The sequence below is a fragment of the Flavobacterium sp. Root420 genome (assembly GCF_001427905.1).
In the GTDB taxonomy this organism is placed as follows: Bacteria; Bacteroidota; Bacteroidia; order Flavobacteriales; family Flavobacteriaceae; genus Flavobacterium.
The window spans coordinates 666,299-691,677 of sequence record NZ_LMEF01000001.1; the positions used below are offsets into that span (position 1 = coordinate 666,299).

Consider the following 25,379-nt stretch of genomic DNA (forward strand, 5'->3'; position numbering starts at 1 on the left):
TTTTACATAAAAGTTATTCAAAAAAAGTATAATTCTATACCAAAATGTTTCGGATTGCAAATCTGAGGAACAAAGAAAATTAGAACAAAACCAACACAAAAAATGAATAAATTTGACTTCAATAATAAAAGATTTGCGATTAATGAAAAAGACAAATCTGAATATATCGAGATTGAATAAAAACATTAATCTTATTCTTTTAAAAAAATATAATGAAAACACTAATCACCACCATCCTATTTTTAATTTTCAATTTAACCCTATTCGCACAATCAACTCAGTTCACTGGCGATTATAGCCGCACACTTAGTGACACAGACGGAAAACATATAATTGAATACAAATTGACTCTAAATCAAGATGGCACATTTGTATTTCATTCGTATTCGAATATTAAGGGAGGTGTTCCTCCGGAAGTCAATAAATACGGAAAAGGAAAATGGACTTCAAAAGACAATATGATTACTTTTTCTTCCAACAAACAAGAAGACTTTGATGAAAAATATACTTTGGATTTTAATAATTCAACAGCACGATTTAAAACTAAAAATCCAAGAGACAAATCAGATCAAATCGTTAAAACGAGACTTACATTTTTGGAGTCAGGAATTTCCTGGATGGAGAGACTTGATGTTTTTAAAATGTAAAACCAAAATACCGCTAATTTGAATAAAACTGAACATACAAAATTATAACCAGTTGACTAAGTATGTTAAAACTATTTAGCAAAAACAAACTCTCCTTTCTCACTAACGACCTGATTGCCCCATGCTGTAATCGCTTCCAAAACCGGAACAAAAGTTTTACCAAAATCAGTTAAGCTATAAATCACTTTAATAGGTGGTTTTTTTCCATAAACTTTTCTTGATACCAGACCATCTTTCTCTAATTGTTTTAGCTGCAAACTTAATGTCATTTCAGTAATAGAAGGCATTTCTTTGCGAAGTTCACTGTATCTTTTTGGTTCGTCCTTTAAATGATAAAGTATAACAGTTTTCCATTTCCCACCAACTAAATCCATAGTAAGACTAACTGTACAAGGATAAATTTCGCCATTTAGTTTTACATAATCGCCAATACACTCTGTTTTCATACTTAAATTTTTAAGCTATCCATATGGATAGTTATTGCAAATGTATAAAACTAAAAATACTTTTGTAACTATAAAATTTATAGTTATAAATAATCTTAATAATTTAAGTATGGAATCGAATTCAAAAGAAAATAAAATAGAAACACAAAAAGACAAACCTCTTATTACTATTGTTGGGGTTTTGGGCAAACAAGGACAAAGTGCCGCTCGTACCCTGTTACAGAGCGGACATTACCGCGTAAGGGGCATTACCCGTCGCGTTAATTCACCAGAAGCGCTTAACCTAATTCAACAAGGCGCCGAACTTATAAGTGTACCTCTCGACCTGGGCTATCAAAAAGACTATTTGAAAGCGTTTCGTGGCTCAGATGGTGTTTTTATAATGACCCCAAACATTGCCCCGCCGCAAACTCACGAATTTGAATTGGGCAAACAATTAGCAGATGCGGCAGTTGAAGCTGGTGTAAAGCACATTATTTTTAGTAGTTTAGAAAATGTAGATAAAATTACAGAGGGGGAAAAATTTGCACCGCACTTTACAGACAAAGCCAATATTGAGCAATATATTCGAACACTTCCCATTACAAGCTCGTTTATCTACATGGCATTCTTTTACACTAATCTCATGGAGTTTTATACTCCCATTGTAAGGGGTGATACGCTTGTATTTCCGATTTATTTGCCTAAGGATTTCCGGGCGCCATTTGTAGATCCTCTTACCGCAACAGGGCCCGCTGTTTTAGAAATTTTTTCGAATCCAAGTCAATATGCAGGTAAGGCTTTACCGGTAATCGGCGAAATTATCTCACCTCAGGAAATGGTCGATACTTTTACACGGGTTACAGGCAAAAAGGCCGTATATAGTTCTGCATTTACACGAGAGGATTTTCTTCATCATTTCCCGGATTTTAGCACAAATGAGCTTTTGGTGCGCGAAATAGTAGGAATGGCAGAATATGCAGTTGAATATGGTTATTACGATAAAAATCGTGATTTGCTATGGAGCCGCCAAACAAACCCTGACAGTCTGAATTGGGAACAATTTCTGCGCACTACAAATTGGCAAGGCCAAAAATTTACTTATTGAGATTAAAAGTACAATTTCATAAAATTGGCTGATTGGAACTGGCTAACATTATTACTTTAGAATTACTGAAAATACAAATCAGCAAATAGAATCTTTTGGAATTTACGGCAATCAATCCGAACAAATTGAGGGCCGTTATGGAAATAACCGGAATCATTTAAAAAATACTGCCTCAGAAAATTTAATTTCAAGTGTAAACAACGATAGGAAAAAATACGAAACCCTCATTAAGAATCAAAAAATTCTTATATTTCATTTAATAATTTATTAAATGAAATACATTTTATTATGGAAACACAATTTGAAGCAGGAATTAATATTGCCATTAAGCTGCCTAAACAAAAATATGATGAAACAGTAGCATTTTACCGCGACATTTTAAAACTGGAAGTTAAAGAAGTGCCTATAACTAACCCGACAGTTTCAAGGACACATTCAGTTCAATTCGGGAATAATGTCATTTGGCTGGACTGCGTTGACAATTATACCCATTCTGAAACCTGGTTACAATTAACAGTACCAAATGTCGAAGAAGCGACAAGTTATCTAAAACAAAACGGTGTGCAAACCTGTGATGAAATTGAAGAAATTCCACAAAACATGCATTGGATAATGGATCCTTCCGGTACTGTCTTCAATCTGCAAAAAAAGACTGAGTAAAAATTGATTATGAATACAGGATACGTCTCAAAACTACAACCTTAAAGTTGTAGTTTTTTGTATATAAAAGTAACTTTTGTACTTTAGAGCATTCAAATTAGATTTTTAATCTAAAATAGAATCAAAATGAGAATGAAAACATTTAGCATTGTGAGTTCCGTATCTATGATAGTATCTCTTATTGTAGCAATACTAAGCATAATTGGTATTGCAATCACTGGTTTTTATCCAGGGATTATTGTATTAGTGTTGTTGGCTTTCATTTCAATTACTTCTAAGTTTTATGCCGTAAAAATTAGTAACAAGTCAAACAATTTTCAGAGAAATTATTACACAGCATTCACTATTATTAATTTCCTAATAATCTTAGTTGTCTTATGGATGAGTTTTGTGATTGTGCATGACCGTGTTCTTCTTGATTGTTGTTGATATATCGTGTTTGTCATTGCCCTTTTTTGTTTTAAAGATTTGAACTTTTTGTTATAAATTTGATTTTGTTGTCCTAGGGGTACAAATTAGTATAATAAGCGACACAAAATTACCATTATGAACAATGACTTCTATTATAAAGCTGTAGAACCAGACGAGTTACTTGCTGACTTTGTAGAAAATATTGGGATGTTTCATAATCCGTCAAACAAAGCCATGGAAGTGGTCTTAATGCCAGACGGAAGAATTGATTTGTTTTTTATGCAATCTGAATCGGAGCCATTTCAGGTTGCACTTATTGGTCTTGAAAATGTGCCTGAGCAACAGATTATTCCAGCCAATACAATCGCTTTTAAAATTAGTTTTAAACCCTTGGGAGCTGAATATCTTTTACAAACTTCTATTGCCGATATTTTAAATAGTGCCAAAGTTTTACCTAATGATTTTTGGGAATTTACCACTGATGATTTAAAAGATTTTGAGGCCTTTCATTCTAAAATAGCCACAAAATTAAAGGAATTTTTGCCTACCAAAATCGACGAAAGAAAGCGTAAACTTTTTAAACTGGTTTACGAATCAAACGGCGAAATAAAAATACAACAGCTTTCAGAAGAAATATTCTGGAGCAGCCGTGAAATCAATCGGTATTTCAATAAACAATTCGGACTTTCATTAAATGCATTTTGTAAAATACTGCGCTTCAAGGTATCATTAGAGCATATTGCGAAAGGCAGACTTTTCCCCGAATTAAACTTTACAGACCAAACGCATTTCATCAAAGAAATAAAAAAATTCTCCGGCGTTGTACCCAGCGAACTGCTGAAAAATAAAGATGACCGATTTATACTATTATCCGTTCTAAAACAACAATAATTTTGTTCCAACCAAAGGCTGAGAAGCCAAACGGAACGAAATTAATTTAAAATTGAACGGAATGTTACTAGAAAATAAACAAGTCGCAATCATTGGCGGCGGTCCAGGCGGACTTACATTAGCCAGACTTTTACTACTGCAAAACGTAGATGTAAAAGTATATGAAAGAGATTTAAATAAAAACGCAAGAGTGCAAGGCTCACCATTGGATTTGCATGATGACTCAGGTTTAGCAGCTATTCGCAAAGCCAATTTATTTGAAGAATTTAGAACTAACTTTATGCCTGGTGCAGATAAAACACTCATTTTAGACGAACAGGCAAAAGTATTTTACAGCGATCACGAAACGAATCTTAAGGAAGATTTCGACAATGCATATTTCCGTCCTGAAATTGACCGCGGCGTGCTCCGAAAAATATTACTGGAATCTTTACAGCCTGAAACCGTAGTTTGGGACAGCCATTTTATTTCGATGGAACCACAAAACGAAGGCTGGCTACTGCATTTCAAAAACGGTCTATCCGTTTACGCCGATATTGTAATTGGTTCTGATGGTACCAATTCTAAAATCCGTCCCTACATCACAGATATAAAACCATTTTATTCAGGCATAACAATGCTGGAGGGCAATATTTACGATTCTGAAAAGGCGGCACCACAGCTGCATTCGGTAATAAAGGGAGGTAAAATAATGGCCTTCGGAAATGAAAAAAACATTTTAATGGGACAAAAAGGTGACGGCGCTCTTGGTTTTTACGCCAGCTTTAAAGCTGATGAAAACTGGTCTATCTACAGTGGTTTAGACTACGCTGATAAAGAACAAGTTTTAGAATGGTTTAAAAAAGCGTATCCGGAATGGAGTACTGTCTGGCATGAATTATTCGAAAATGTTTCGGTACCTTTTATTCCGCGGGCCATTAATTGCATCCGCCTAGATCAGACCTGGGAAACTTTGCCTAATGTAACCATCATTGGCGACGCAGCCCATGTAATGCCCCCTTTTGCAGGTGAAGGTGCAAATATGGCTATGCTTGATGCTTTGGAATTAAGCGAAAATCTGACTTCTGATCAATTTGCAACAATTCACGAAGCTCTTGCCAATTACGAATCAAATATGCGTGAAAGAGCGTCAAAAGCTGCAGAGGAATCACTTGAAAATGGTGAGAAAATGCATTCAAAAGATTCATTGAAAACGATGTTGGAGTTTTTTTCGTAACTCACAATATAGAAAGGTAATAATATAATTTTCTCTCGCAGATTTTGCAGATTTTTTTTTGATACATTTATCTGCAAAATCTGCGAGAGAAAACTCTACGTCGCTGTGAGATTGAATAAATCCTCCTCTAAAAAACTTCATATACAGCTTCTTAACTACAATACAAAAAACTTAGTATCTCAGTCCCGAGGATTCGGGATAGCAACTTAGCACCTTTCTTATAAAAAATCCCTAATTTCGCTTTCCAATTAAGAAAGAGAAAATGAAGGTCTGTATTGCCGAGAAACCAAGTGTAGCACGTGAAATCGCATCCGTTTTGGGTGCCAATACTAAGCACGATGGTTATTACGAAGGTAATGGTTATGCTGTGACCTATACTTTTGGTCATTTATGTACCTTAAAAGAACCCAACGATTATAAACCGCACTGGAAAAGCTGGGATTTAAACAACCTGCCCATGCTACCGGAGAAATTTGAAACCAAAGTAGTTGAAAATTCAGGAATCCAAAAGCAATTTAAAATTGTAAAAAGTCTATTTGACAAAGCCGAAGTGGTTATAAACTGTGGGGATGCCGGGCAGGAAGGAGAATTGATTCAGCGTTGGGTGATGAACGAAGCCAACTACAAAGGTGAAGTGCAGCGTTTGTGGATTTCGTCTTTGACAACAGAAGCCATAAAAGAAGGTTTTGAAAACTTAAAACCCTCTGCCAACTACGATAATTTATTCTACGCCGGATTTTCCAGAGCGATTGGCGATTGGCTACTCGGAATGAATGCTACACGTTTGTATACCGTAAAACATGGCGGTTACAAGCAAGTGTTGTCTATCGGCCGCGTGCAGACACCAACCTTAGCAATGGTTGTGGAGCGTTTTAAAGAAATTGAGAATTTTAAACCTCAACCCTATTGGGAACTACAGACTTTATACAGAGAAACACTTTTTAGTTATGAAGAAGGCCGTTTTCTCAATAAAGAAGATGGAGAGATTTTAGCGAATAAAGTCAAAGAAAGTGAATTCGAAATCGTTTCGGTTGAAAAAAAGAACGGAAACGAGTTCGCTCCCAAATTGTTTGATTTAACAGGATTGCAAGTATACTGCAATACAAAATTCGGATTTTCGGCAGATGAAACGCTTAAAATTGCGCAAAGTTTGTACGAGCAAAAAGTAGTGACATATCCGAGAGTTGATACGACTTTCCTGCCAAGTGATATTTACCCGAAAGTACCGGGAATTCTGCAAAAATTATCGAATTACAGTACTTTGACACAGCCGATTTTAGAGAAAAAAATAAAGAAATCTCCAAAGGTTTTCAACGATAAAAAAGTTACGGATCACCACGCGATTATTCCAACCGGAATAGAAATCAATTTACCGTACAATCAACAACAGGTTTATGATATAATTGTAAAACGTTTTATTGCGGTTTTTTATGATGATTGTTTGGTGGCCAATACGACAGTAATTGGTAAAGCTGCCGAAGTACTGTTTAAAACCACCGGGAAAGAGATTTTGAAAAAAGGTTTCCGTGTTGTTTTTGAAGACCCAAATGCCAAGGAAAAAGAAGCTGATCTATTGCCAAGTTTTGTTGTAGGCGAAAAAGGACCACACGAACCTTCATTCTTAGAAAAAGAAACCAAACCACCGAATCAGTTTACAGAAGCAACTTTACTGCGTGCCATGGAAACCGCCGGTAAACAGGTTGATGATGAAGATTTGCGCGAATTGATGAAAGAAAACGGTATTGGCCGTCCGTCTACGCGCGCGAACATTATTGAAACGCTTTTTAAGCGCCAGTATATCGTTCGAAATAAAAAACAAGTATTGCCAACCCCAACCGGAATTCAGCTTATTGAAACGATTCAGAATGAATTAATCAAATCGGCAGAATTGACGGGTTCCTGGGAAAAGCAATTGAAAGATATTGAAAAAGGTACTTTTACTGCTGGCGCCTTTATTAAAAACATGAAACGCATGGTCGAAGCATTGGTCACTGAAGTCCGAAGCGAAACTAGACACGCCAATATTTCGCATGCCGGAAATGTTCAAAAAGAAGCGGTAAAAGTCGAGCAAAAAAAAGCTGCGGGAATTTTGGCAGAAGCCTGTCCTAAATGTAAAAAAGGAAATCTGATCAAAGGAAAATCGGCTTACGGATGTTCTGAATATAAATCGGGTTGTGATTTTGTATTGCCTTATGTTTTTGCTGATAAAAAGATAACGGAGAGTCAATATATGAGATTGCTTCAAAAAGGCTCAACCGTAAACATAAAAGGCTTTAAAACCGAAGCCGGTGCCGTAGAAGGTTTGATTCGTTTTGAGGAAAATTACAAACTTAAATTAGAAGCAAAAAAAACAGCTCCAAAAGCAAAACCTGAAGCGAAATCGGATGCATTAGCATGCCCTAAATGCAAAAAAGGAACGGTTCTAAAAGGAAACACAGCTTACGGTTGCAGCGATTATAAACTGGGTTGTGATTTCAAAGTCACTTTTGATGACGTCCGGACAAAATTAAAAGATCAAAAACCTACTAAAGAATTGGTTTACGCCATTTTAACAGAAAGTATTTAATTGTTTATCCACTCGATAACTATAGGGATAAAGAATCAATTCAATAATTTTTATTTCACGCAGATTTAAAAAAGATTTAAGCAGATGTGCGCAGATTTATATATTTTTAAATCAAAATTAATCTTCTTAAATCAGCAGAATCTGCCTGAAATAAAAATTATTGAATTGATTCGCCTATTCCCTTCGGTTGAGTCATGATAAACTTTTTTTTCATACATTAGTATATCTATTTAACACCTAAAAACCAAAAATATGTTTCAAAAAACCACTCTTTTACTTGTTTTAGTAGCCGTTGTTTCTTGTAAAAAAGCAGAAACTGTTGAAAAAGATAAAATCAAACTGGCCGACTGGCTTATTGGAACCTGGGAAAATAAATCGCAAGACGGTGTTTTGACAGAAAGCTGGAAAAAAGTAAACGATAGTACTTTTACTGCGACTTCATATTTCATAAAAAACGATGACACTTTACATTCTGAAAAAATAACCTTAGCACAAAAAGGAGAAATGTTGTTATACAGCGCAGCCGTAAACGGACAAAACAACGACAAAGCCATCGATTTTGGCTCGACTACAGAAAGCGAAAACAAATTGGTTTTCGAAAATCCATCGCACGATTATCCTCAAAAAATTACTTATACAAAAGGAGCTAATAATACTTTGACGGCTGAAATTTCAGGGAATTTGCAAGGGAAAATGACGAAAGAGAAGTTTGTTATGACTAAGAAGTAGAATTTTTTGTAAATGGTTAAAAATAAGAAGTAAAATGTTTAAAATTATAAAAAAAGTAAAAATTCTATTTTTTCCTATTCTTTTACTTTCTCTTTTTATATCGTGTGGTGATCCTGGATTGGATTATAAAAACCTCAAATCGGGATTTATTTATGAAGCTGGGATTTATTCAAATCCATATCAACAAAGAAATCTTTTAGTTAAAGAATTAAAAGATGGCTCGCTAATATTTGCCATTAGAAATTCGAAAAACAAAATACTATTTCAACAAAGCCTAAATCAAACTTTCAGCAAATATCATTATTGGTCTTTATATGTCGACATAAATTTTGACGTTTGGTATTATAATTCAGATTATGATTCACCAAAGGCAATCTTATTTAATAAAGAAACTCAGGTCTATGAAATAAAAGATTTTTGTTACCATAAATTGCAATTACCCGAAAAATTTAGAAAAGAATTAGAATTGAAAAATTCATTGCAAAATTGTGAGTCATTAAAAAGTAATAAATAAAAAAAGTACTAATCTTATTTGAATATCGTACTGAAGCTGCTATTGAACAATGAGAAAAACTTTCCTCTTAATTCTAACTTCAATTCTGATTGTAAGTTGTAATTCAAAAATTGAAAATACATTAGAAGATATCATTGATAATTTTTCCTTTAACAAAACAAAATCTAACAGTACTGAAATAATTATTAAACTGTACGATATAACAACTACAAAAAGAAGAATAACAGATGTTGAATTTTTCGTCTCAAAAAAAGAATTTAAAGTTATAAACAAGCAGCAACTTGAAAATTTTGATAAAGTGTTTTTAAATGCCAAAAAAACTGGATATTGCTGTTGCCCAACCGCTGTTTATTCTATTCACTTCTTAAATAAAAAAGAAGAATTGGATTTATTTTATGTAGATACGGCTTCAATTTAAGAACAAAATAAGAATCTATGAAAAGGGTTTACAATACTCTTATATCATTGAAAAACAGAAATGGGACGATTATCTTAATTCAATTTCAAATTGACAACTTCAGCGGATTAATCCCGAAGCTTCGGGACGACATTACAACATCAAAAAAGAACCATAGGTTCGACGCATTTTATAGGGCTGGACTTCAGTCCAGTCTAGATAAAAAATTGCGTTGACAAAAATCTTAGAACCTCAGAAGCTTAGAATCTTAGAATCTTAGTAACTCAAAAAACTACTCATTCTCCCCAATCTTATTCACCATCAAAATCATCAGTATCCCCAAAAGTGCCATAATCAAAAACGCCCATTTCATACTTAGATATTCAGAGATAAAACCTACCATTGGCGGAACTAATAGAAACCCTAGATAACCGATTGTAGATATAGAAGTTAAGGCAGAACCACTGCTTAGTTTTGAGGATCGTCCGGCAATACTAAATACTAACGGAACCACGCAGGAAACACCAACTCCAATTAAAACATAGCCAAAAATAGTTGGATACGCATAAGGCAGAATAAAACAAATACCAAAACCTACTGTGATTAATATCCCGCTGTAAAACAGAATTCGTTTCGTGCCAAATTTCATTACACCATAATCTCCAAACAAACGTCCAAGCGTTACAGCAGTTGCAAAAAATACAAATGCAGCACTGGTTAATTTAGGAGACGCATGTAATATATTTTTAAAATAGATACCGCTCCAATCGTACATGGTGTTTTCGCACGCCATCGAGACAAAACAGATTAAAGCAAACTTGACCAGGTTTTTTTCCGGCATTGAAAAGAACTTCTTTTTAACCGGTACAGGCTCATTATGAATACTCATTGGATAAAAACAAGCTGTAAGTCCCATCATAAAAACACTTACTCCCAATAAATGATAGGACGGCGCAATATGCTGTGTGACCATTACATAGCCTAAACCAGCTCCCGAAAAAACGGCGATACTCCAAACAGCATGAAAACGCGTTATAATTGATTTTGGATATAATTTTTGAACTTCCAAAGATTGTGCATTAATGGATAAATTAAAAATATTACGGGAAGCTCCAAAGATTAAAAGCACTATAACCAATTGCCATACAAAAGCAACTAAACCGGGCAAAGACAGGACAATATTAAACATAATTGCTCCTAACAGCATAATATAACGGCTGCTGTATTTATTTAATAACATTCCGGTGAAAGGCATTGTGAGCATTAAACCAATGGGAAATGCAAATAAAACAGCACCAAATTCAGCTTCAGATAAATGTAATTCTGCCTGTATATGTGGAATTCGGGATACCCATGAAGAATATCCAAATCCGGAAAGGAAAAAAAATACAGTATTGGCTAACCTAAATCCTTTTGGAGAACCTTGTATCTTTTTTAAAAAGGGAATGATCATGAAATTGTGTCATTTTGTTCGCCTGCAAAATTAAGGCTTTTAACAACGAACTTTTACCTTTTTAATGGTTTTTCAATAAAATTCAAATAACCATATTCAAAAAAAACAAATTGACAATTATATAACAAAAAGGGCATCAAATCAAATAAAATAATATTTGTTAAGGAAATATTAATTTCTACATTTGCACTGTTTTTATTAATTCTAAATAAAAACAATTCGAAATTAATCCAAAAATAAAAAAATCATGAATTATTTAAACCACAGTAAAAAGCATATTCTTGCTATTATCTGTTTATTTCTCATTTTTACAAATAATACTTTTGCTCAGCAAAACTTCGGAAAAATCAAAGGAACGATCACAACTTCTGACGGAGAACTGGCAGTTGGTGTTAATATTATTCTTAAAAATTCAAAATACGGAACTGTTAGTAATGAAGATGGTGCTTTTGAATTCAACAGAGTTAAACCAAACACTTACACTTTGCAGGTTTCCTTAACAGGATACGAAACATTAGAGCAGGACGTAATTGTTGCAACTAATGAAACTTCTACTCTTAATTTGCAATTAAAAGTTTCCAACAAACAATTAAAAGAAGTTATCATAACCAATAACAGAGGAAAAGCTTTCCCGAAACAAAGTACTTATGTTTCTAAAATGCCTTTGAAAAACGTTGAAAATCCTCAGGTTTACAATATTGTTTCATCTGAATTAATGAAAGAACAAGCGATTACAAATTATGAAGATGCTTTAAAAAACGTACCTGGAATCCAAAAATTATGGGAATCTACAGGACGCGGTGGCGATGGAGGTTCTTATTATTCTTTGCGCGGTTTTGAAGTTCAGGCCAACGTTGTAAATGGATTACCAGGTTTGACAAATGGAAGTTTAGATCCGGCAAATATAGAACGAATTGAAGTAATCAAAGGACCATCCGGTACATTATTCGGAAGCAGTTTAGTAAGTTACGGTGGACTTATTAATACGGTTACTAAAAAACCATATAGCGGTTTTGGTGGAGAGGCTTCTTATATCGTGGGAAGTTTTGGTTTAAACCGGGTAACTGCCGATATCAATACGCCTCTTGATGATGCCGATAATGTTGCTTTTAGAATTAATGCGGCTTACCAAACTGAAAACAGTTTTCAGGATGCCGGATTCCGTACCTCTTTTTTTGTAGCTCCCTCCCTATCTTATAAAGTAAATGATAAATTGTCCTTCCTTATCAATACTGAATTTATGCACGAAGAAAAAACAACGCCTTCAATGCTGTTTTTGGGAAGAGATGCACCCTTGCAATTTGCCAATTTGGCCGAATTAAATTATAACACCAATTTGTCTTTTTACAGCAATGATTTAGGGATGAAAAATCCAAGATTCAGTTTACAAGGCCAAATGACTTATAAAATTTCGGATCAATGGACTTCGCAAACCGTATTATCAAGAAGTTCTTCTAAATCAAGAGGATATTATTCTTATATCTACGATAATGAAGACGGAAATGGTGATTTTGGATTATGGATCACAAAAGAGCAATCGCAGACTATTACAACTGATATTCAGCAAAATTTTATTGGCGATTTCAAAATCGGACAAATGCGTAATCGCTTAGTTGTTGGTTTAGATTATTTTGACAGAAATGTAATGTACGGAGGTTCCGGATATGGAAAATTGTACAATCTTACCGCACAAGGTGAAGTAAGACAATTTGATGATGAAGCTCCTAATTTTTTAACGCAGACTTCTGTCGACAGGCTTCTTGCCAATGAGCCTGCCGGAAATTACAATCCGCAAGATGCAACTTATAGTGCATATGCCTCTGATGTATTAAATATTACGCCAAAATTATTGGCTATGGCAAGTTTGAGAGTTGACTATTTTGATACTGAAGGAAATGCAAATGCAGATGGTGATGATTATACACAAACAGCGTTATCTCCAAAATTCGGATTAGTGTACCAGCCTATTCAGGACAAATTATCTGTTTTTGCGAATTATATGAATGGTTTTAGAAATATTGCTCCGGGCGTGAACTACGATGATGACGGAAATATAATAGGAACTCAAACTTTTGAACCCGAACATGCCAATCAATTAGAATTTGGAGTAAAAGCTGATCTTTTTTCAGATAAATTAACCGGAACTATTAGTTATTATGATATCAACGTTGCCAATTTAGTGACCAGCAACCCTATGTACAACGCACAAGGAGGCGAAGCACAAAGCAAAGGTTTTGAATTTGATTTGAATGCTGTGCCAATAAAAGGCTTAAGTATTATTGCCGGATACAGTTATAATGATAGTAAAATTACACAAGGAGATGAAGGAAATGTTTGGTTAGAACAAGGAAAAAGGCCTTTTTGGGCAGGACCAAAAAATTTAGTGAATCTTTGGGTAACTTATAAATTTGATGGAGGTACTTTAGAAAATTTCGGTCTTGGTTTTGGAGGGAATTATGCAAGTGAAAATGCAATTCTGAATAGTTCTGTTACCGGAAAATTTGTACTACCTGAATATACTGTTCTTAATGGTTCTGTGTTTTACAACACAAATAAATTCCGCGTTGCCTTAAACATTAATAATATGACCAATAAAGATTATTTCAATGGTGGATGGTCTACTTTAAATCCACAAAAACCTAGAAATGCTGTTGCAAGTTTTACTTATAAATTCTAAATATTTGCGACTCATTAAGACTTCAAAAAAAGAGGTTAATTTTTAAATTAATCTCTTTTTATTTTTAATTATTCTAAATAAGCTTTAGGTTTGTAGAAAATATCATACTTAACAATTTAAAACTGATCTTATGAAATCAAATACTTTAAAAAAAATCACCTTATTTCTTTTTATACTAGTGGCAAGTCCGCAATTATTTGCTCACGCACTTTGGATCGAAACTAAAGCAACAGGAACAAAAGGAAAAGCACAGGAAATTTCTGTTTACTTTGGAGAATTCTCCGATAATGATATCACCAAAGCTGACAAATGGTTTTCAGATTTAAAAGATTTTTCACTAGTCGTAATTAGTCCATCAAAAAAAGAAATTAAACTTACGGCAAAAGCTTTAGATAATAAATACCAGGCTTTTTTTACGCCTGATGAAGATGGAGTTTATACGATTGTAATGCATCATAAAGTAAAAGATGTTTACGGAACTATGGTTTTAGATTACAATTCAAGTGCTACCGTTACGGTTGGTAATGCTGCAAAAGGAAATGAAGCCGCTGCAAACTCAAATATTATCAGTTTATTTTCTAAAGATGCGATCGCTGCAAAACAAAATACAAAAATCAATGTAAATGCTCTGTATGAAGGCAAAATTGCCAAAGAGCAAAAAATGAAAGTGATTGCTCCAAACGGTTGGGAAAAAGAATTATGGAGTAATGAAAACGGAGAAGTTTCATTTACACCAATCTGGCCAGGAAACTATATGGTCGAATTTGCTTATACTGAAAAAGCTTCAGGCGAGCATAATGGCAAAAAATACGACGAAATCTGGAAAATGGCTACATACTTAATTACAGTAAAATAATAATACCTTTTATTTTTTAATGCAAAATTAGTCTTAGTTTAAAACCTTGTTCATTGAGCAAGGTTTTTTTCTTTTCAAGAGTTTAGGACTGTAAACAGGCTTTATATCACATCCGTAATTAATTCTTATTCATAATGAATAAAAATAAAAAACACAATATCTTAAGGCAATCTTAAGGTAAAAATAATACAATATTAAGCAATAAAATACATTGTTAAATTTTGTTAAAACTATTAAGTAGACTTATATTTGCACAAAAATTATTTTTATTAAATCTAAATAAAGAACATGAAACATAGTTTACTCCTTGCTTTGTCATTTCTTAGCTTTGCCGCATATAGTCAGGAATACACAACAGCAGAAAATACTTCTTCTGTAAATGATACGGTAAAAAATAAAAAAGGAGAAATCCTTAATGAGGTATTAATTACACCAAATAAACCTAAAAAGCCGATTGAAGCAGCACGTTCCGGTATTAAAGTTATGGATTTGCCACAAAGCGTTCAGGTTATTGGTAGCGAAGTAATCGAACAGCAACAAGCAATAAGACTAAGTGAAGTAGTAAAAAATCTAAACGGTGTTTATGTAGGATCTGCACGTGGTGGTGCTCAGGAATCATTCTTTTCAAGAGGATATGATATGAGTGCCAATAATATGTTTAAAAATGGTTTCCGATATAATGCAGGTTCAATACCAGAAGTTTCTTCTTTAGAAAAAGTGGAATTCCTAAAAGGTGGTTCTGCTTTATTATATGGAAATGTTGCACCAGGTGGAATTATGAACCTGGTTACTAAAACGCCAAAATTTACACAGGGTGGTGAAGTATCTATGCAAATGGGGAGTTATTCTTATTACAAACCTTCTATTGACTTTTATGGTCCTTTAAACAAATCTATAGCATACAGATTTACCGGATCTTATGAAAACTCTGAAAGTTTTAGAGATTATGTGAAAAACGAGCGTATTTATATCAACCCTTCCTTTTTATTCCATCTTTCAGATAAAACCCAAATTACATTACAAGGGGATTATTTAAGTGCCGACTGGACTCCTGATTTTGGTACCGGAATCTATGGAAAAACAATTTTAGACTTACCTCGTAACGAGTTCTTCGGAGCGCTTTGGTCAACTGCAAACACTAAATCTTCTAGTGCTTCCTTATTGTTTAATCATGACTTTAACAAAAACTGGAAATTGAGCTTTAATTCTTCTTATCAATCTTACAGAAGAACACAAACCTCTACAGCACAGTTAAGCACAATTGAAGCTAATGGAAACTGGAAACGTGGTTTAACAAAAGCTGACGGTGCAGAACAAATTTTTGGTGACCAATTAAGTTTACAGGGAAATTTTAAAACAGGAAGCATCAAACATCAAATATTTACCGGAGTTGATTACGAAAATTCTCTTGCTCCAAATTATACTTTTGGATTCTATGCTCCTGGAAAACCTGCAGACCTTTTAACAACAGAAGCTACCGCTATAAACTTATATACTTATGATTATAGCACACAAAGTACTGTTATTCCTTATCCAACAAGAACTACTCAATTGACAAGTACAGAAACGCAACGTTTTGGAGCCTATTTTCAAGATTTAGTTTCGGTAAATCAATACATAAAAGTTCTGGCGGGATTACGTTGGTCATGGCAGCAAAGCGAAGCTACCACTACAAAAGAAGTGATAGAGAAAAAGAATAATGTAAATGTCATTACAACTGCGTACGAAGATGCATTACCTGTAACTGGTGCTAAAACTATAAACAAAGCTTTCTCACCAAAAGCAGGATTGGTAGTACAGCCTACTAAAGATTTGTCTTTGTTTGCAAGTTATTCAAACTCTTTTACTCCAAATACAGGAACAACCGTAGATTCAAAACCATTAGATCCATCAATTATAGATCAATATGAAGTTGGTGTGAAAAAAGATTTCTTTAGAGGTTTTTTGACAACAAACCTAACCGTATACCAAATTACGAATAATAATTTAGCACAAACGGCTCAATATTTATCAGACGGTATTACACAAAACGTTAATACTAATCTAAAAGAATTGGTTGGAGCAACAAAAGGAAAAGGAGTTGAAATAGATATTACAGCGACACCTGTAGAAGGTTTGAACATTATGGCTGGTTATAGTTTTAATGAAACCAAAGTATCTAAATCATCCGGAACAAGTGGTAGCCTTGTTGTTGGAAATGTTTTAGCAAGAACTCCAAAAAACACTGCCAATTTGAGTTTTTTTTACAAATTACCTAGTGGTTTATTAAAAGGAATAACTTTTGGAGCGATTGGAAATTATGTTGGAGATCGTACAGGAGGTTGGAATGATGATTATTTATGGACAGAAAACACACCTTCGACCAATCCAAAAACATATACAGTAACAATTAGAGATCGTGATATTCCTTTGGAAGGTTATGTTACTGTAGATGCTTCTCTTGGATATGAATGGAAAAAATTCTCCATCTTATGCAGATTATCAAACATAACAAACGAATTAAATTATACAGTTCACGAAAATTATAGTGTGAACCCTATCGCTCCTCGTCAAATTATGACAAGTTTACGATACAAGTTCTAAAAATTTGAATTAGATTTTTTTACCCAAAGCTTTTTCTGTCTCTTCATTCTTTGAAAGCAGAAGAAGTTTTGGTTTTTAAATTTCAATAAAAACCTCATTTAGTAATAGATGAGGTTTTTTATTTTCTACGCAATACTTTTTTTGTTTAAATTTGATTATTAACAACTGATAACCAATAATTTAAAACCATATAAAATGAAAAAAAAGTTTATTATAATTGGCGTTTTTTCTTTGCTAATATTCAATTCGTGCAAAAAAGAAGAAAATAAAGAAGAAGCAAGAATATCCAAACAATATGCTGTAGAAGATTTTTATGACACCAAAGCAATTGGTGCGGCTGGTTTTAATAAGGATGAAACTAAAATTTTAATTAATAGCAATGTTACCGGAATTGCAAATCTGTATGAATTAAATCTTGCAGACACCACCTCTGTTGCACTTACAAAATCTAAAACAGAAAGCAATTATGCTGTTGATTATTTGCCCGGCAGTTCAAAATTTATTTATTCATCTGATAAAGGAGGAAATGAAAATACACACCTCTATCTAATGAATAGAACCGATGCTTCTGTAAAAGATATTACACCCTGGCCCAATAGCGCCAATAGTTTTGTTGGCTGGAGTCTCGACAAGAAAAATATGTACATAAGCAGCAATAAGCGAGATGTGAAATATTTTGATATTATGAAATTGGACACGCTTAGTTGGAAGCCTGCCATTTTATATAAAAACGAGACAGGTTTAACTCCATCGGTAATTAGTAAAACGGAAAGATATATAGCGTTAACAAAAGAAATTACAACAGATAAAAATGAACTGCATATTTACGATAGTAAAACCAAAACCACTAAAAAAATCAGTTCCGACAAAGAAGCTAGCTGGATTCCGATGGCATTTGAAAAAAATGATAGTATCTTTTACTACTCCACTAACGATGACAGTCAATTTAGTTATTTGGTAAAATACAATTTAAACACAGGAAAATCTGAAAAAATCTTCGAAGACAAATGGGATGTGAATTATATGAGCCTAAGCGAAAATGAAAAATATCATATCGTTTTCATCAACGATGACGGTAAAAATAAGGTTATTCTTTTCGACCATAAAACCGGAAAAAAGATAGACTTTCCTGATTTGAAAGATGGAGATGTTCAAAACGTAATTATATCTAACAGTGAAAACAAATTATTATTGACAGTAGGAAGCAGTACAAGTTCCGCAAATTTATATGTATATGATATTCCAACTAAAACTTTAAAACAATTAACCTCAACCTTAAGCAAGAAAATAGATCAAAATGATCTTGTAAAAGCAGAAGTAGTCCGGTTTAAATCTTTTGATGGAAAAGAAATCCCGGCAATTTATTATAAACCTTTACAGGCATCAGAAAACAGCAAGGTGCCGGCATTGATCTGGGTTCATGGCGGACCGGGAGGACAAAGCCGAATTGGATATTCAAACAGTATTCAATATTTGGTTAATCATGGTTATGCAGTTTTGGCAGTCAATAATCGCGGTAGCAACGGTTACGGAAAAACGTTTTACAAACTAGACAACAAAGACCATAGCAACGGTGACCTAAAAGATTGTATTTGGGGCAAAAAATGGCTGGCACAACAAAATTATATCGATTCAACCTCAATTGGTATTTATGGAGGAAGTTATGGTGGCTGTATGGTTTTAGGTGCGTTGGCATTTCATCCTGAAGAATTTAAAGTGGGCGTAAACTTGTTTGGTGTTGCCAACTGGATTAGAACTTTAAAAAGTATTCCGCCCTATTGGGAAGCCTTTCGTGTCGCACTTTATGATGAATTGGGAGATCCTTATACATCTGATAGTATACGCCTGAAAAAGATATCTCCATTATTCAATTATCAAAAAATAAACAAACCATTACTTGTTTTTCAGGGAGCAAATGATGTTAGAGTCCTGCCTGTCGAAAGTGATGAAATAGTAGCCGGTGTGAAGAAAAATGGCGTTCCCGTCGAGTATGTTGTTTATCCGGATGAAGGTCATGGTTTTCAGAAAAAAGAAAATCAAATCACTACATCGAAGAAAACACTCGCCTTTTTGGATAAATATCTGAAAGCAAAAAAATAAAAAGAAACAGAATCCCAATTTATAAAACCTTTAAAACCTCATTTAGCAATAGATGAGGTTTTTCGTTTTGAGAGAAGAAAGTGCTTTAAATATCTTTACTTTTGCCAAAAACATTCTAATTTCAACAAAACAAAATTCAATGTCAGATTCCAAACCAAACCAATTAAAAAAAACACTCGGATTAAGTTTTAACATTGCAGTATTAATTGGAGGAACAATTGGAGTTGGAATTCTGCGAACACCCGGAACAATTGCCGGAATGTTAGACAATTATTGGTTGATTATTGCTTCCTGGCTTTTTGGTGGTTTATATGTTCTAATTGGAGCCAATTCATATGCTGAACTTGCTACAATGCTTCCCAAAGCTGGAGGATCTTACAATTATATTAAAAGAGCTTTTGGAGATTATGCCGGTTTTTTGTCAGGATGGTTTGATTATATTACCAATGCGATTCCGCCCGCTTTTTACTGCATCGTAATCAGCGAATATTTGATCATTTTGTTTCCGGGTCTAAAAAGCTATTCTACAGTAATGGCTATTTCACTTTTAATTGCATTTGTATTGTTGCATTTAAGCGGTGTAAAAAACGGAAGTGCCATTCAGCAAATTACGAGCTTTCTTAAAGTGATCTGTTTTGTTTGTTTGGTTGTGGCTTGTTTCATGTATTCCGGAGTACAATTAGCTCCGATTCCTAAAGACAATTCGTTCTTCCAAATCGGACTTATATTTGGTTTTTTTAAATCGTTACAGCTTATCATCGGAACTTATAATGGCTGGAACAGCGTTTGCTTTTTTGCCGAGGAAAATGATAATCCAAGTAAAAATATTCCAAAATCATTATACAGTGGCGTCCTTTTGGTTATTGCTATTTATGTTTTAGTCAATGCGGCCTTTTTTCACGTTTTATCAATTGAGAACGTCGCAAAATCAAATTTAGCTGCAGCAGATGTTGCCAATATTATCTTCGGAAAAAATGGGGCTATCATTGTCACTGTAATTTCTATTTTCTCGCTAATCAGTATTCTGAATGCGTTTATGATGATTCCGCCGCGAATTTTATACGGCTTGAGCCGGGATGGTTTTTTTATCGAAAAGGGAACAATGGTTAATAAAGGCGGAACACCAATTGTGGCACTTTTGGTTTCCTCCGTATTCAGTTTATTTTTAATCATCTTCGTTGGCTCTTTTGAATTGCTTTTTACTTTCGCTGCTTTCATTTCGATTATCGTTTGGGGACTCGCCTATTTTGCACTTATAAGACTGAGAACTTCAGAACCAGATTTACTAAGGCCATACAAATCATTTTGGTATCCCTGGACCACTATTTTAGCTATCGTTGCCTCTTTAGCTATACTAATTGGATTTATTTTTAGTGATCCTAAGAGCTTTGCAGTTATTGTTGGAATTACGCTGATTTCTTATCCTTTATTTTTGGTTTTGAAGCAATATAAAAAATAATAATTTATAATCATTAAACTACAAATATTGAGGCTTTTTTGATAACTTAATAAAATGTAATACTTTTACATTTTATAATATGAAATATGAATTACAACTTATCATTTCAGGAAAGAGCAAAGTTAAGCATGGAGCAATTATCCAAGCAGCAACCCGTTACCTTAGCAGAAGCAAAAGCTCAAGCGAAATGGCTAAAGAGTTCAAGCACTTCAAAAAACAAGAAGCAAAAACCTTAGAAAAATTTGCAACTGAAAATAATCTTTGGATTTTAGATATTAACATCGAAAACTATGTTTCTGAAGGTGCTGAACAAAAAGTATATCTAAAAGATGGGAAAAATGTAATAAAATTAAATGATTCTATTTACTATAATTCCTGGATAGATTATTTCAACAACTTACTCTTAAATAATTATTTCTTTCCTGATACTGCCTATAATCTACTGGGATTTTATAAAAATCAAGATATAATTTATGCAGTTGTTGAGCAATCTTTTGTAAAAGCAACCGAAAAAACCGACTTGGAATTAGTTAAAAAATTCATGTTTTCAAATGGTTTTTTAAATACTAAAAACAATGATTATTACAATCCTGATATAGGAATTATTCTTGAAGATCTCCACGATGAAAATGTCTTAACTGAAAATGGTGTTTTAAAGTTTATTGATACCGTTTTTTATGTTAAAGATGTTTTTTACGAAAAATAAAAAATCCAATACTAAAAATTTAGTATTGGATTTTTATACTTAAAAAAGCACGTGCTTATTATTTCAAACCAGCTATACTCTGCTCAATCGTAGCAATTTTCGCCAAGGCATCCGCTTCTTTTTGTTTTTCGTTAGCCAGAACTTTTTCTGGTGCTCCGGCAACAAATTTCTCGTTAGATAATTTTGCCTGAACTGATTTCAAGAAACCTTGCGTGTAAACCAACTCTGCAGTCAGTTTTGCAATTTCAGCTTCAACATCAATATTTCCTCCTGAAATCGGAATGAAATATTCATTTGATTTTACACGGAAAGATAATGCGCCATCCACTTTAGCTGAAACGTATTCGAACGCTGAAATATTTCCTAGTTTCGTTACGATTGTATCAAAATAAGTCGAGATATTCTCGCTGTTGATTGCTTTCAATTCGATAACATCTTTAAACGGAATGTTTTTATCTTTTCTGATTGTTCTAATTCCTGATATTACTTCAATTGTACTTTCAAAATCAGCAATTAAACTCGCATTAAACGATTTTAATTCTGGCCAGGTTGAAACGATTAAAGCTTCTTCCGGAGTTCTGTCAGCAATTAAATGCCAAATTTCTTCTGTCAGGAAAGGCATAAACGGATGCAACAATTTTAGGTTGCTTTCCAGCATTTCAATTGCTTTGTCAAACGTTACTTTGTCAATTGGCTGTTGGTACGCCGGTTTGATCATTTCTAAAAACCAGGAACAGAAATCATCCCAAACCAATTTATAAATCGCCATTAACGAATCTGAAATTCTGTATTTCTCAAAATTATCTTCGATATCAACTAAGGTTTGCTGTAATTTCGCTTCGTACCATTCAATGGCTACTTTTGATGATTCCGGTTGTTGAATAATATCTGAAACTTCCCAGCCCTTAATCAATTTAAAGGCATTCCAAATCTTGTTTGAGAACGCTTTTCCTTGGTTACACAATTCTTCATCAAACATAATATCGTTTCCTGCAGAAGCACTTAAAAGCAATCCTACACGAACTCCATCGGCACCAAATTTTTCGATCAAATCTAAAGGATCAGGAGAATTACCTAATGATTTAGACATTTTACGACGTTGTTTATCACGAACCAAACCAGTCAAATATACATTTGTAAACGGTTTTTCGCCTGCATATTCATAACCTGCAATAATCATTCTGGCAACCCAGAAAAACAAAATATCCGGACCTGTTACCAAGTCGTTTGTTGGATAATAATATTTATAATCTGCACTTTCAGGATCCATTATTCCCCCAAAAACAGACATTGGCCATAACCATGATGAAAACCAGGTATCAAGTGCATCAACATCTTGTCTTAAGTTGTTGGTTGTTAGTTGTTGGTTGTTGGTTTTTTCTTTAGCTAAAGCTAGCGCCTCTTCGATGTTTTCTGCTACTACAAAATCTTCTTTACCATCTCCGTAATAATAGGCCGGAATTTGTTGCCCCCACCATAACTGACGAGAGATATTCCAGTCACGAATATTATTTAACCAGTGTGCATACGTGTTTTCGAAACGTTTTGGGTGCAATTTAATATCGCCGTCAACCAATACCGATTTAATTGCAGGTTTTACTAAATCTTCCATTTTCAAAAACCATTGGTCTGATAATCTTGGTTCGATTACCGCTTTGGTTCTTTCAGAAGTTCCAACTTTATTTAAATGGATTTCGGTCTTCGCCAAAGCTCCGATTTCTTCTAATTCTTTTGCAATTTCAGTACGAACCACAAAACGATCTTTTCCCTGATAATGTAATCCGAAACTATTTAACGTAGCATCTTCATTAAAAATATCAACGATTTCAAGATTGTGTTTCTCTCCCAGCGTTTTGTCGTTCATATCGTGCGCCGGAGTTACTTTCAAACATCCGGTTCCGAATTCAACATCTACATATTCATCTTCGATAATTGGAATTACTCTGCCACAAATAGGAACGATAGCTTTTTTTCCTTTTAAATGGGTAAAACGCTCGTCATTTGGGTTGATACAAATGGCAGTATCTCCAAAGATAGTTTCAGGACGTGTTGTTGCAATCGTTAAGAAATCTTCTGAACCTTCAATTTTATATTTTAAGAAAAATAATTTCCCTTGTTGTTCTTCATAAATAACTTCTTCGTCTGACAAAGTTGTTTTAGCTTCCGGATCCCAGTTTACCATTCGGTATCCTCTGTAAATTAATCCTTTGTTATATAAATCAACAAACGATTTAATTACAGACGCTGACATGTCAGGATCCATCGTAAATTTGGTTCTTTCCCAATCGCATGAAGCGCCTAACTTTTTAAGCTGATCTAAGATAACTCCACCATATTTATCGGTCCATTCCCAGGCATGAGCCAAAAATTCTTCACGGGTTAAATCATTTTTATTGATTCCTTCCGCTTTTAATTTTGCTACAACTTTAGCCTCAGTTGCGATTGATGCGTGATCCGTTCCCGGAACCCAGCATGCATTGAAACCTTTAAGACGCGCTCTACGAATTAAAACATCCTGAATTGTATTGTTCAACATATGCCCCATGTGAAGGACCCCTGTCACGTTTGGCGGCGGAATTACAATTGTATACGGTGTTCTGTGATCTGGCTCTGAATGAAAATAGTTATTTTTCATCCAGTAATCATACCATTTATTCTCGATCGTTTTAGCGTCAAATTGTGCTGGAATTGTCATTTTAGATTGTTTAATCGTTTAACTGTTTAGTCGTTTATTTGTTGAACTGTTTAATCGTTTTTAGTTTTAATTAGAAACCTTTATTAATCATCAATCGATTAAACGAACTAACGATTAAACAATTAAACAGCAAAATTGGTTCAATTTTTGTAATTATAATTGACAGCAAAAGTAAATAATTAAAGACACTATAAAAAGCGAATTAATAATTTGTGTGTTAATTAAAAGAATGTATATTTACTTACAACTTAAAATAATTTCAAAATGAAAAATGTTGCCTCTTTTATTGCAATCGTATTGTTTAGTGCAATGGGTTACGCACAAAATGGTCCAAAAATTGAATTTGCGGCTCAGGACAATACAATTGATTATGGAAAAATTTCTAAGAGTGATAATGCAGTTCGTTCATTCGAATTCACCAACACTGGAGATGCCCCATTGATAATTACTGGTGCAGAATCTACAATAAGTACTATCGTAGTTACAAAACCAGCAACTGCTATTTTGCCAGGAAAAAAAGGAAAAATTGATGTAAAATATAATATGGCCGCTGGTCCTATTCGTAAAACCATCACTGTTGAAACCAATGCAGTGAATTATCCTGATGGTCGTGTAGCCTTAAAAATTAAAGGTGAAGTTTTATAAAAAACAATTTAAACTAAATAGTAAAAGCCATTCGCTGCGAATGGCTTTTTTTATTTTATTTTTTCTTTATTTATTTTGATTTATCTGTACACTCAACAGTTGTAAATTTATATTTCACATTTTCGAAATCTATTGGTTTATCTTTTACCAAATAAGTAACTCCCATTGTCGTTTGCATGGTTCCGTTTCCTAAGATAAGCTGGCTATTTCGTTTTAAAAGTGCCATCGGATTTTTGAATTTTGTATTTTTATTTTTAGTATCTACAAATGTATAGTCAACAAACAGAGTATCCCCTTTAAACTCTCCTGCTACTTCACCAATTCTTTCCGGTGCATTGGCAACTTTCATCACCATATCTCCGGATATCTTTCCATTTTTTAATGTATTAACTCTTAAATCAATCGTATCTTTTTCATATACCGCCTTATAACACTGAGAACTTACAACCTTTTCACCTTCGGCTTTGGCAGCTTCAATTTCTTTTTGTTTTTCATCATTTTTACAGCTTTGAAATCCAATACAAGTGATTATCAGGCATAATGCGATTATTTTTTTCATAGTTTAATTTTTTAAGTTCATTCTTATCCTATAAAAATAAATAAAAAAGAAGCCAAAAAAAAGGCTTCTTAATTAAAAATGT

20 protein-coding genes are annotated in these 25,379 nt (G+C 33.8%); 16 read left to right on the forward strand and 4 right to left on the reverse strand.

The annotated features are described in order from the left end of the window. The first annotated feature begins 212 nt into the window (after positions 1-212). A complete protein-coding gene (locus tag ASC72_RS02970) occupies positions 213-647 on the forward strand; it encodes a copper resistance protein NlpE N-terminal domain-containing protein (RefSeq protein WP_056186450.1) in 435 nt (144 codons plus the stop codon). Positions 648-718: 71 nt separating this feature from the next. Here the strand turns inward: ASC72_RS02970 and ASC72_RS02975 are convergent, their stop codons facing one another. Next, positions 719-1,093, reverse strand: a complete 375-nt coding sequence (locus tag ASC72_RS02975) for a helix-turn-helix domain-containing protein (RefSeq protein ID WP_056186453.1) — start codon at positions 1,091-1,093, stop codon at positions 719-721. Between the two features lie 109 nt (positions 1,094-1,202). On the opposite strand from ASC72_RS02975, the gene ASC72_RS02980 reads away from it, so the two are divergent. The 8 genes from ASC72_RS02980 to ASC72_RS03020 all read left to right on the forward strand — a co-directional run bounded on the left by ASC72_RS02980 (position 1,203) and on the right by ASC72_RS03020 (position 9,585). Continuing rightward, positions 1,203-2,180: an NmrA/HSCARG family protein gene (locus ASC72_RS02980; protein WP_056186904.1), complete on the forward strand. Its 978-nt coding sequence runs from the start codon at positions 1,203-1,205 to the stop codon at positions 2,178-2,180. A 288-nt stretch (positions 2,181-2,468) separates the two neighbouring features. Further along, entirely contained in the window at positions 2,469-2,840 is a 372-nt protein-coding gene (locus tag ASC72_RS02985) for a VOC family protein (protein ID WP_056186456.1), read from the forward strand. A gap of 546 nt (positions 2,841-3,386) precedes the next feature. After that, positions 3,387-4,142, forward strand: coding sequence for an AraC family transcriptional regulator (locus ASC72_RS02995; protein WP_056186463.1), 756 nt, complete (start codon positions 3,387-3,389; stop codon positions 4,140-4,142). 61 nt (positions 4,143-4,203) lie between these two features. Beyond that, positions 4,204-5,358 (forward strand): NAD(P)/FAD-dependent oxidoreductase, encoded by a 1,155-nt coding sequence (locus tag ASC72_RS03000; protein WP_056186466.1) that lies wholly within the window; start codon positions 4,204-4,206, stop codon positions 5,356-5,358. Positions 5,359-5,620: 262 nt separating this feature from the next. Further along, positions 5,621-7,924 (forward strand): type IA DNA topoisomerase, encoded by a 2,304-nt coding sequence (locus ASC72_RS03005; protein ID WP_056186469.1) that lies wholly within the window; start codon positions 5,621-5,623, stop codon positions 7,922-7,924. 252 nt (positions 7,925-8,176) lie between these two features. Next, on the forward strand, positions 8,177-8,653 hold the full coding sequence (locus ASC72_RS03010) for a DUF6265 family protein (protein WP_056186472.1): 477 nt from the start codon (positions 8,177-8,179) through the stop codon (positions 8,651-8,653). 34 nt (positions 8,654-8,687) lie between these two features. Next, complete coding sequence (locus ASC72_RS03015; protein ID WP_056186476.1) at positions 8,688-9,167, forward strand: hypothetical protein; 480 nt, start codon at positions 8,688-8,690, stop codon at positions 9,165-9,167. Positions 9,168-9,216: 49 nt separating this feature from the next. Further along, a complete protein-coding gene (locus ASC72_RS03020; RefSeq protein WP_056186479.1) occupies positions 9,217-9,585 on the forward strand; it encodes a hypothetical protein in 369 nt (122 codons plus the stop codon). 271 nt (positions 9,586-9,856) lie between these two features. Here ASC72_RS03020 and ASC72_RS03025 read toward each other — a convergent pair whose 3' ends face one another. Then, positions 9,857-11,017, reverse strand: a complete 1,161-nt coding sequence (locus ASC72_RS03025; protein ID WP_056186482.1) for an MFS transporter — start codon at positions 11,015-11,017, stop codon at positions 9,857-9,859. Between the two features lie 247 nt (positions 11,018-11,264). Here ASC72_RS03025 and ASC72_RS03030 point away from each other — a divergent pair, with 247 nt between their 5' ends. The 6 genes from ASC72_RS03030 (at position 11,265) to ASC72_RS03055 (ending at position 21,398) form a co-directional block, all read left to right on the forward strand. Further along, positions 11,265-13,694 (forward strand): TonB-dependent receptor, encoded by a 2,430-nt coding sequence (locus tag ASC72_RS03030; protein ID WP_056186485.1) that lies wholly within the window; start codon positions 11,265-11,267, stop codon positions 13,692-13,694. 130 nt (positions 13,695-13,824) lie between these two features. Further along, a complete protein-coding gene (locus ASC72_RS03035) occupies positions 13,825-14,550 on the forward strand; it encodes a DUF4198 domain-containing protein (protein ID WP_056186488.1) in 726 nt (241 codons plus the stop codon). 288 nt (positions 14,551-14,838) lie between these two features. Continuing rightward, on the forward strand, positions 14,839-17,133 hold the full coding sequence (locus tag ASC72_RS03040; RefSeq protein WP_056186491.1) for a TonB-dependent siderophore receptor: 2,295 nt from the start codon (positions 14,839-14,841) through the stop codon (positions 17,131-17,133). Positions 17,134-17,328: 195 nt separating this feature from the next. After that, positions 17,329-19,233, forward strand: a complete 1,905-nt coding sequence (locus ASC72_RS03045) for an alpha/beta fold hydrolase (protein ID WP_056186494.1) — start codon at positions 17,329-17,331, stop codon at positions 19,231-19,233. A gap of 139 nt (positions 19,234-19,372) precedes the next feature. Next, positions 19,373-20,692, forward strand: a complete 1,320-nt coding sequence (locus ASC72_RS03050) for an APC family permease (RefSeq protein WP_056186906.1) — start codon at positions 19,373-19,375, stop codon at positions 20,690-20,692. 79 nt (positions 20,693-20,771) lie between these two features. Continuing rightward, positions 20,772-21,398 (forward strand): hypothetical protein, encoded by a 627-nt coding sequence (locus ASC72_RS03055; protein WP_056186497.1) that lies wholly within the window; start codon positions 20,772-20,774, stop codon positions 21,396-21,398. Positions 21,399-21,456: 58 nt separating this feature from the next. Here ASC72_RS03055 and ASC72_RS03060 read toward each other — a convergent pair whose 3' ends face one another. Continuing rightward, positions 21,457-24,093 (reverse strand): valine--tRNA ligase, encoded by a 2,637-nt coding sequence (locus tag ASC72_RS03060; RefSeq protein WP_056186500.1) that lies wholly within the window; start codon positions 24,091-24,093, stop codon positions 21,457-21,459. Positions 24,094-24,357: 264 nt separating this feature from the next. Between ASC72_RS03060 and ASC72_RS03065 the strand changes: the two genes are divergently transcribed. Beyond that, positions 24,358-24,738, forward strand: coding sequence for a DUF1573 domain-containing protein (locus tag ASC72_RS03065; RefSeq protein WP_056186504.1), 381 nt, complete (start codon positions 24,358-24,360; stop codon positions 24,736-24,738). Between the two features lie 70 nt (positions 24,739-24,808). Here the strand turns inward: ASC72_RS03065 and ASC72_RS03070 are convergent, their stop codons facing one another. Further along, the gene (locus ASC72_RS03070) at positions 24,809-25,297 is read right to left on the reverse strand and encodes a hypothetical protein (RefSeq protein ID WP_056186508.1); all 489 of its coding nucleotides are present in this window, start codon (positions 25,295-25,297) and stop codon (positions 24,809-24,811) included. Positions 25,298-25,379 lie beyond the last annotated feature (82 nt).

What these genes read in the sequence shown, in the direction of transcription:
- ASC72_RS02995 (WP_056186463.1), top strand. Translation starts at nt 3,387, where the DNA reads ATGAACAATGACTTCTATTATAAAGCTGTAGAACCAGACGAGTTACTT.
- ASC72_RS02975 (WP_056186453.1), bottom strand. Translation starts at nt 1,093, where the DNA reads ATGAAAACAGAGTGTATTGGCGATTATGTAAAACTAAATGGCGAAATT.
- ASC72_RS03040 (WP_056186491.1), top strand. Translation starts at nt 14,839, where the DNA reads ATGAAACATAGTTTACTCCTTGCTTTGTCATTTCTTAGCTTTGCCGCA.
- ASC72_RS03020 (WP_056186479.1), top strand. Translation starts at nt 9,217, where the DNA reads ATGAGAAAAACTTTCCTCTTAATTCTAACTTCAATTCTGATTGTAAGT.
- ASC72_RS03050 (WP_056186906.1), top strand. Translation starts at nt 19,373, where the DNA reads ATGTCAGATTCCAAACCAAACCAATTAAAAAAAACACTCGGATTAAGT.
- ASC72_RS03055 (WP_056186497.1), top strand. Translation starts at nt 20,772, where the DNA reads ATGAAATATGAATTACAACTTATCATTTCAGGAAAGAGCAAAGTTAAG.
- ASC72_RS03025 (WP_056186482.1), bottom strand. Translation starts at nt 11,017, where the DNA reads ATGATCATTCCCTTTTTAAAAAAGATACAAGGTTCTCCAAAAGGATTT.
- ASC72_RS03060 (WP_056186500.1), bottom strand. Translation starts at nt 24,093, where the DNA reads ATGACAATTCCAGCACAATTTGACGCTAAAACGATCGAGAATAAATGG.
- ASC72_RS03030 (WP_056186485.1), top strand. Translation starts at nt 11,265, where the DNA reads ATGAATTATTTAAACCACAGTAAAAAGCATATTCTTGCTATTATCTGT.
- ASC72_RS03000 (WP_056186466.1), top strand. Translation starts at nt 4,204, where the DNA reads ATGTTACTAGAAAATAAACAAGTCGCAATCATTGGCGGCGGTCCAGGC.
- ASC72_RS02985 (WP_056186456.1), top strand. Translation starts at nt 2,469, where the DNA reads ATGGAAACACAATTTGAAGCAGGAATTAATATTGCCATTAAGCTGCCT.
- ASC72_RS03070 (WP_056186508.1), bottom strand. Translation starts at nt 25,297, where the DNA reads ATGAAAAAAATAATCGCATTATGCCTGATAATCACTTGTATTGGATTT.
- ASC72_RS02970 (WP_056186450.1), top strand. Translation starts at nt 213, where the DNA reads ATGAAAACACTAATCACCACCATCCTATTTTTAATTTTCAATTTAACC.
- ASC72_RS02980 (WP_056186904.1), top strand. Translation starts at nt 1,203, where the DNA reads ATGGAATCGAATTCAAAAGAAAATAAAATAGAAACACAAAAAGACAAA.
- ASC72_RS03035 (WP_056186488.1), top strand. Translation starts at nt 13,825, where the DNA reads ATGAAATCAAATACTTTAAAAAAAATCACCTTATTTCTTTTTATACTA.
- ASC72_RS03015 (WP_056186476.1), top strand. Translation starts at nt 8,688, where the DNA reads ATGTTTAAAATTATAAAAAAAGTAAAAATTCTATTTTTTCCTATTCTT.
- ASC72_RS03045 (WP_056186494.1), top strand. Translation starts at nt 17,329, where the DNA reads ATGAAAAAAAAGTTTATTATAATTGGCGTTTTTTCTTTGCTAATATTC.
- ASC72_RS03005 (WP_056186469.1), top strand. Translation starts at nt 5,621, where the DNA reads ATGAAGGTCTGTATTGCCGAGAAACCAAGTGTAGCACGTGAAATCGCA.
- ASC72_RS03010 (WP_056186472.1), top strand. Translation starts at nt 8,177, where the DNA reads ATGTTTCAAAAAACCACTCTTTTACTTGTTTTAGTAGCCGTTGTTTCT.
- ASC72_RS03065 (WP_056186504.1), top strand. Translation starts at nt 24,358, where the DNA reads ATGAAAAATGTTGCCTCTTTTATTGCAATCGTATTGTTTAGTGCAATG.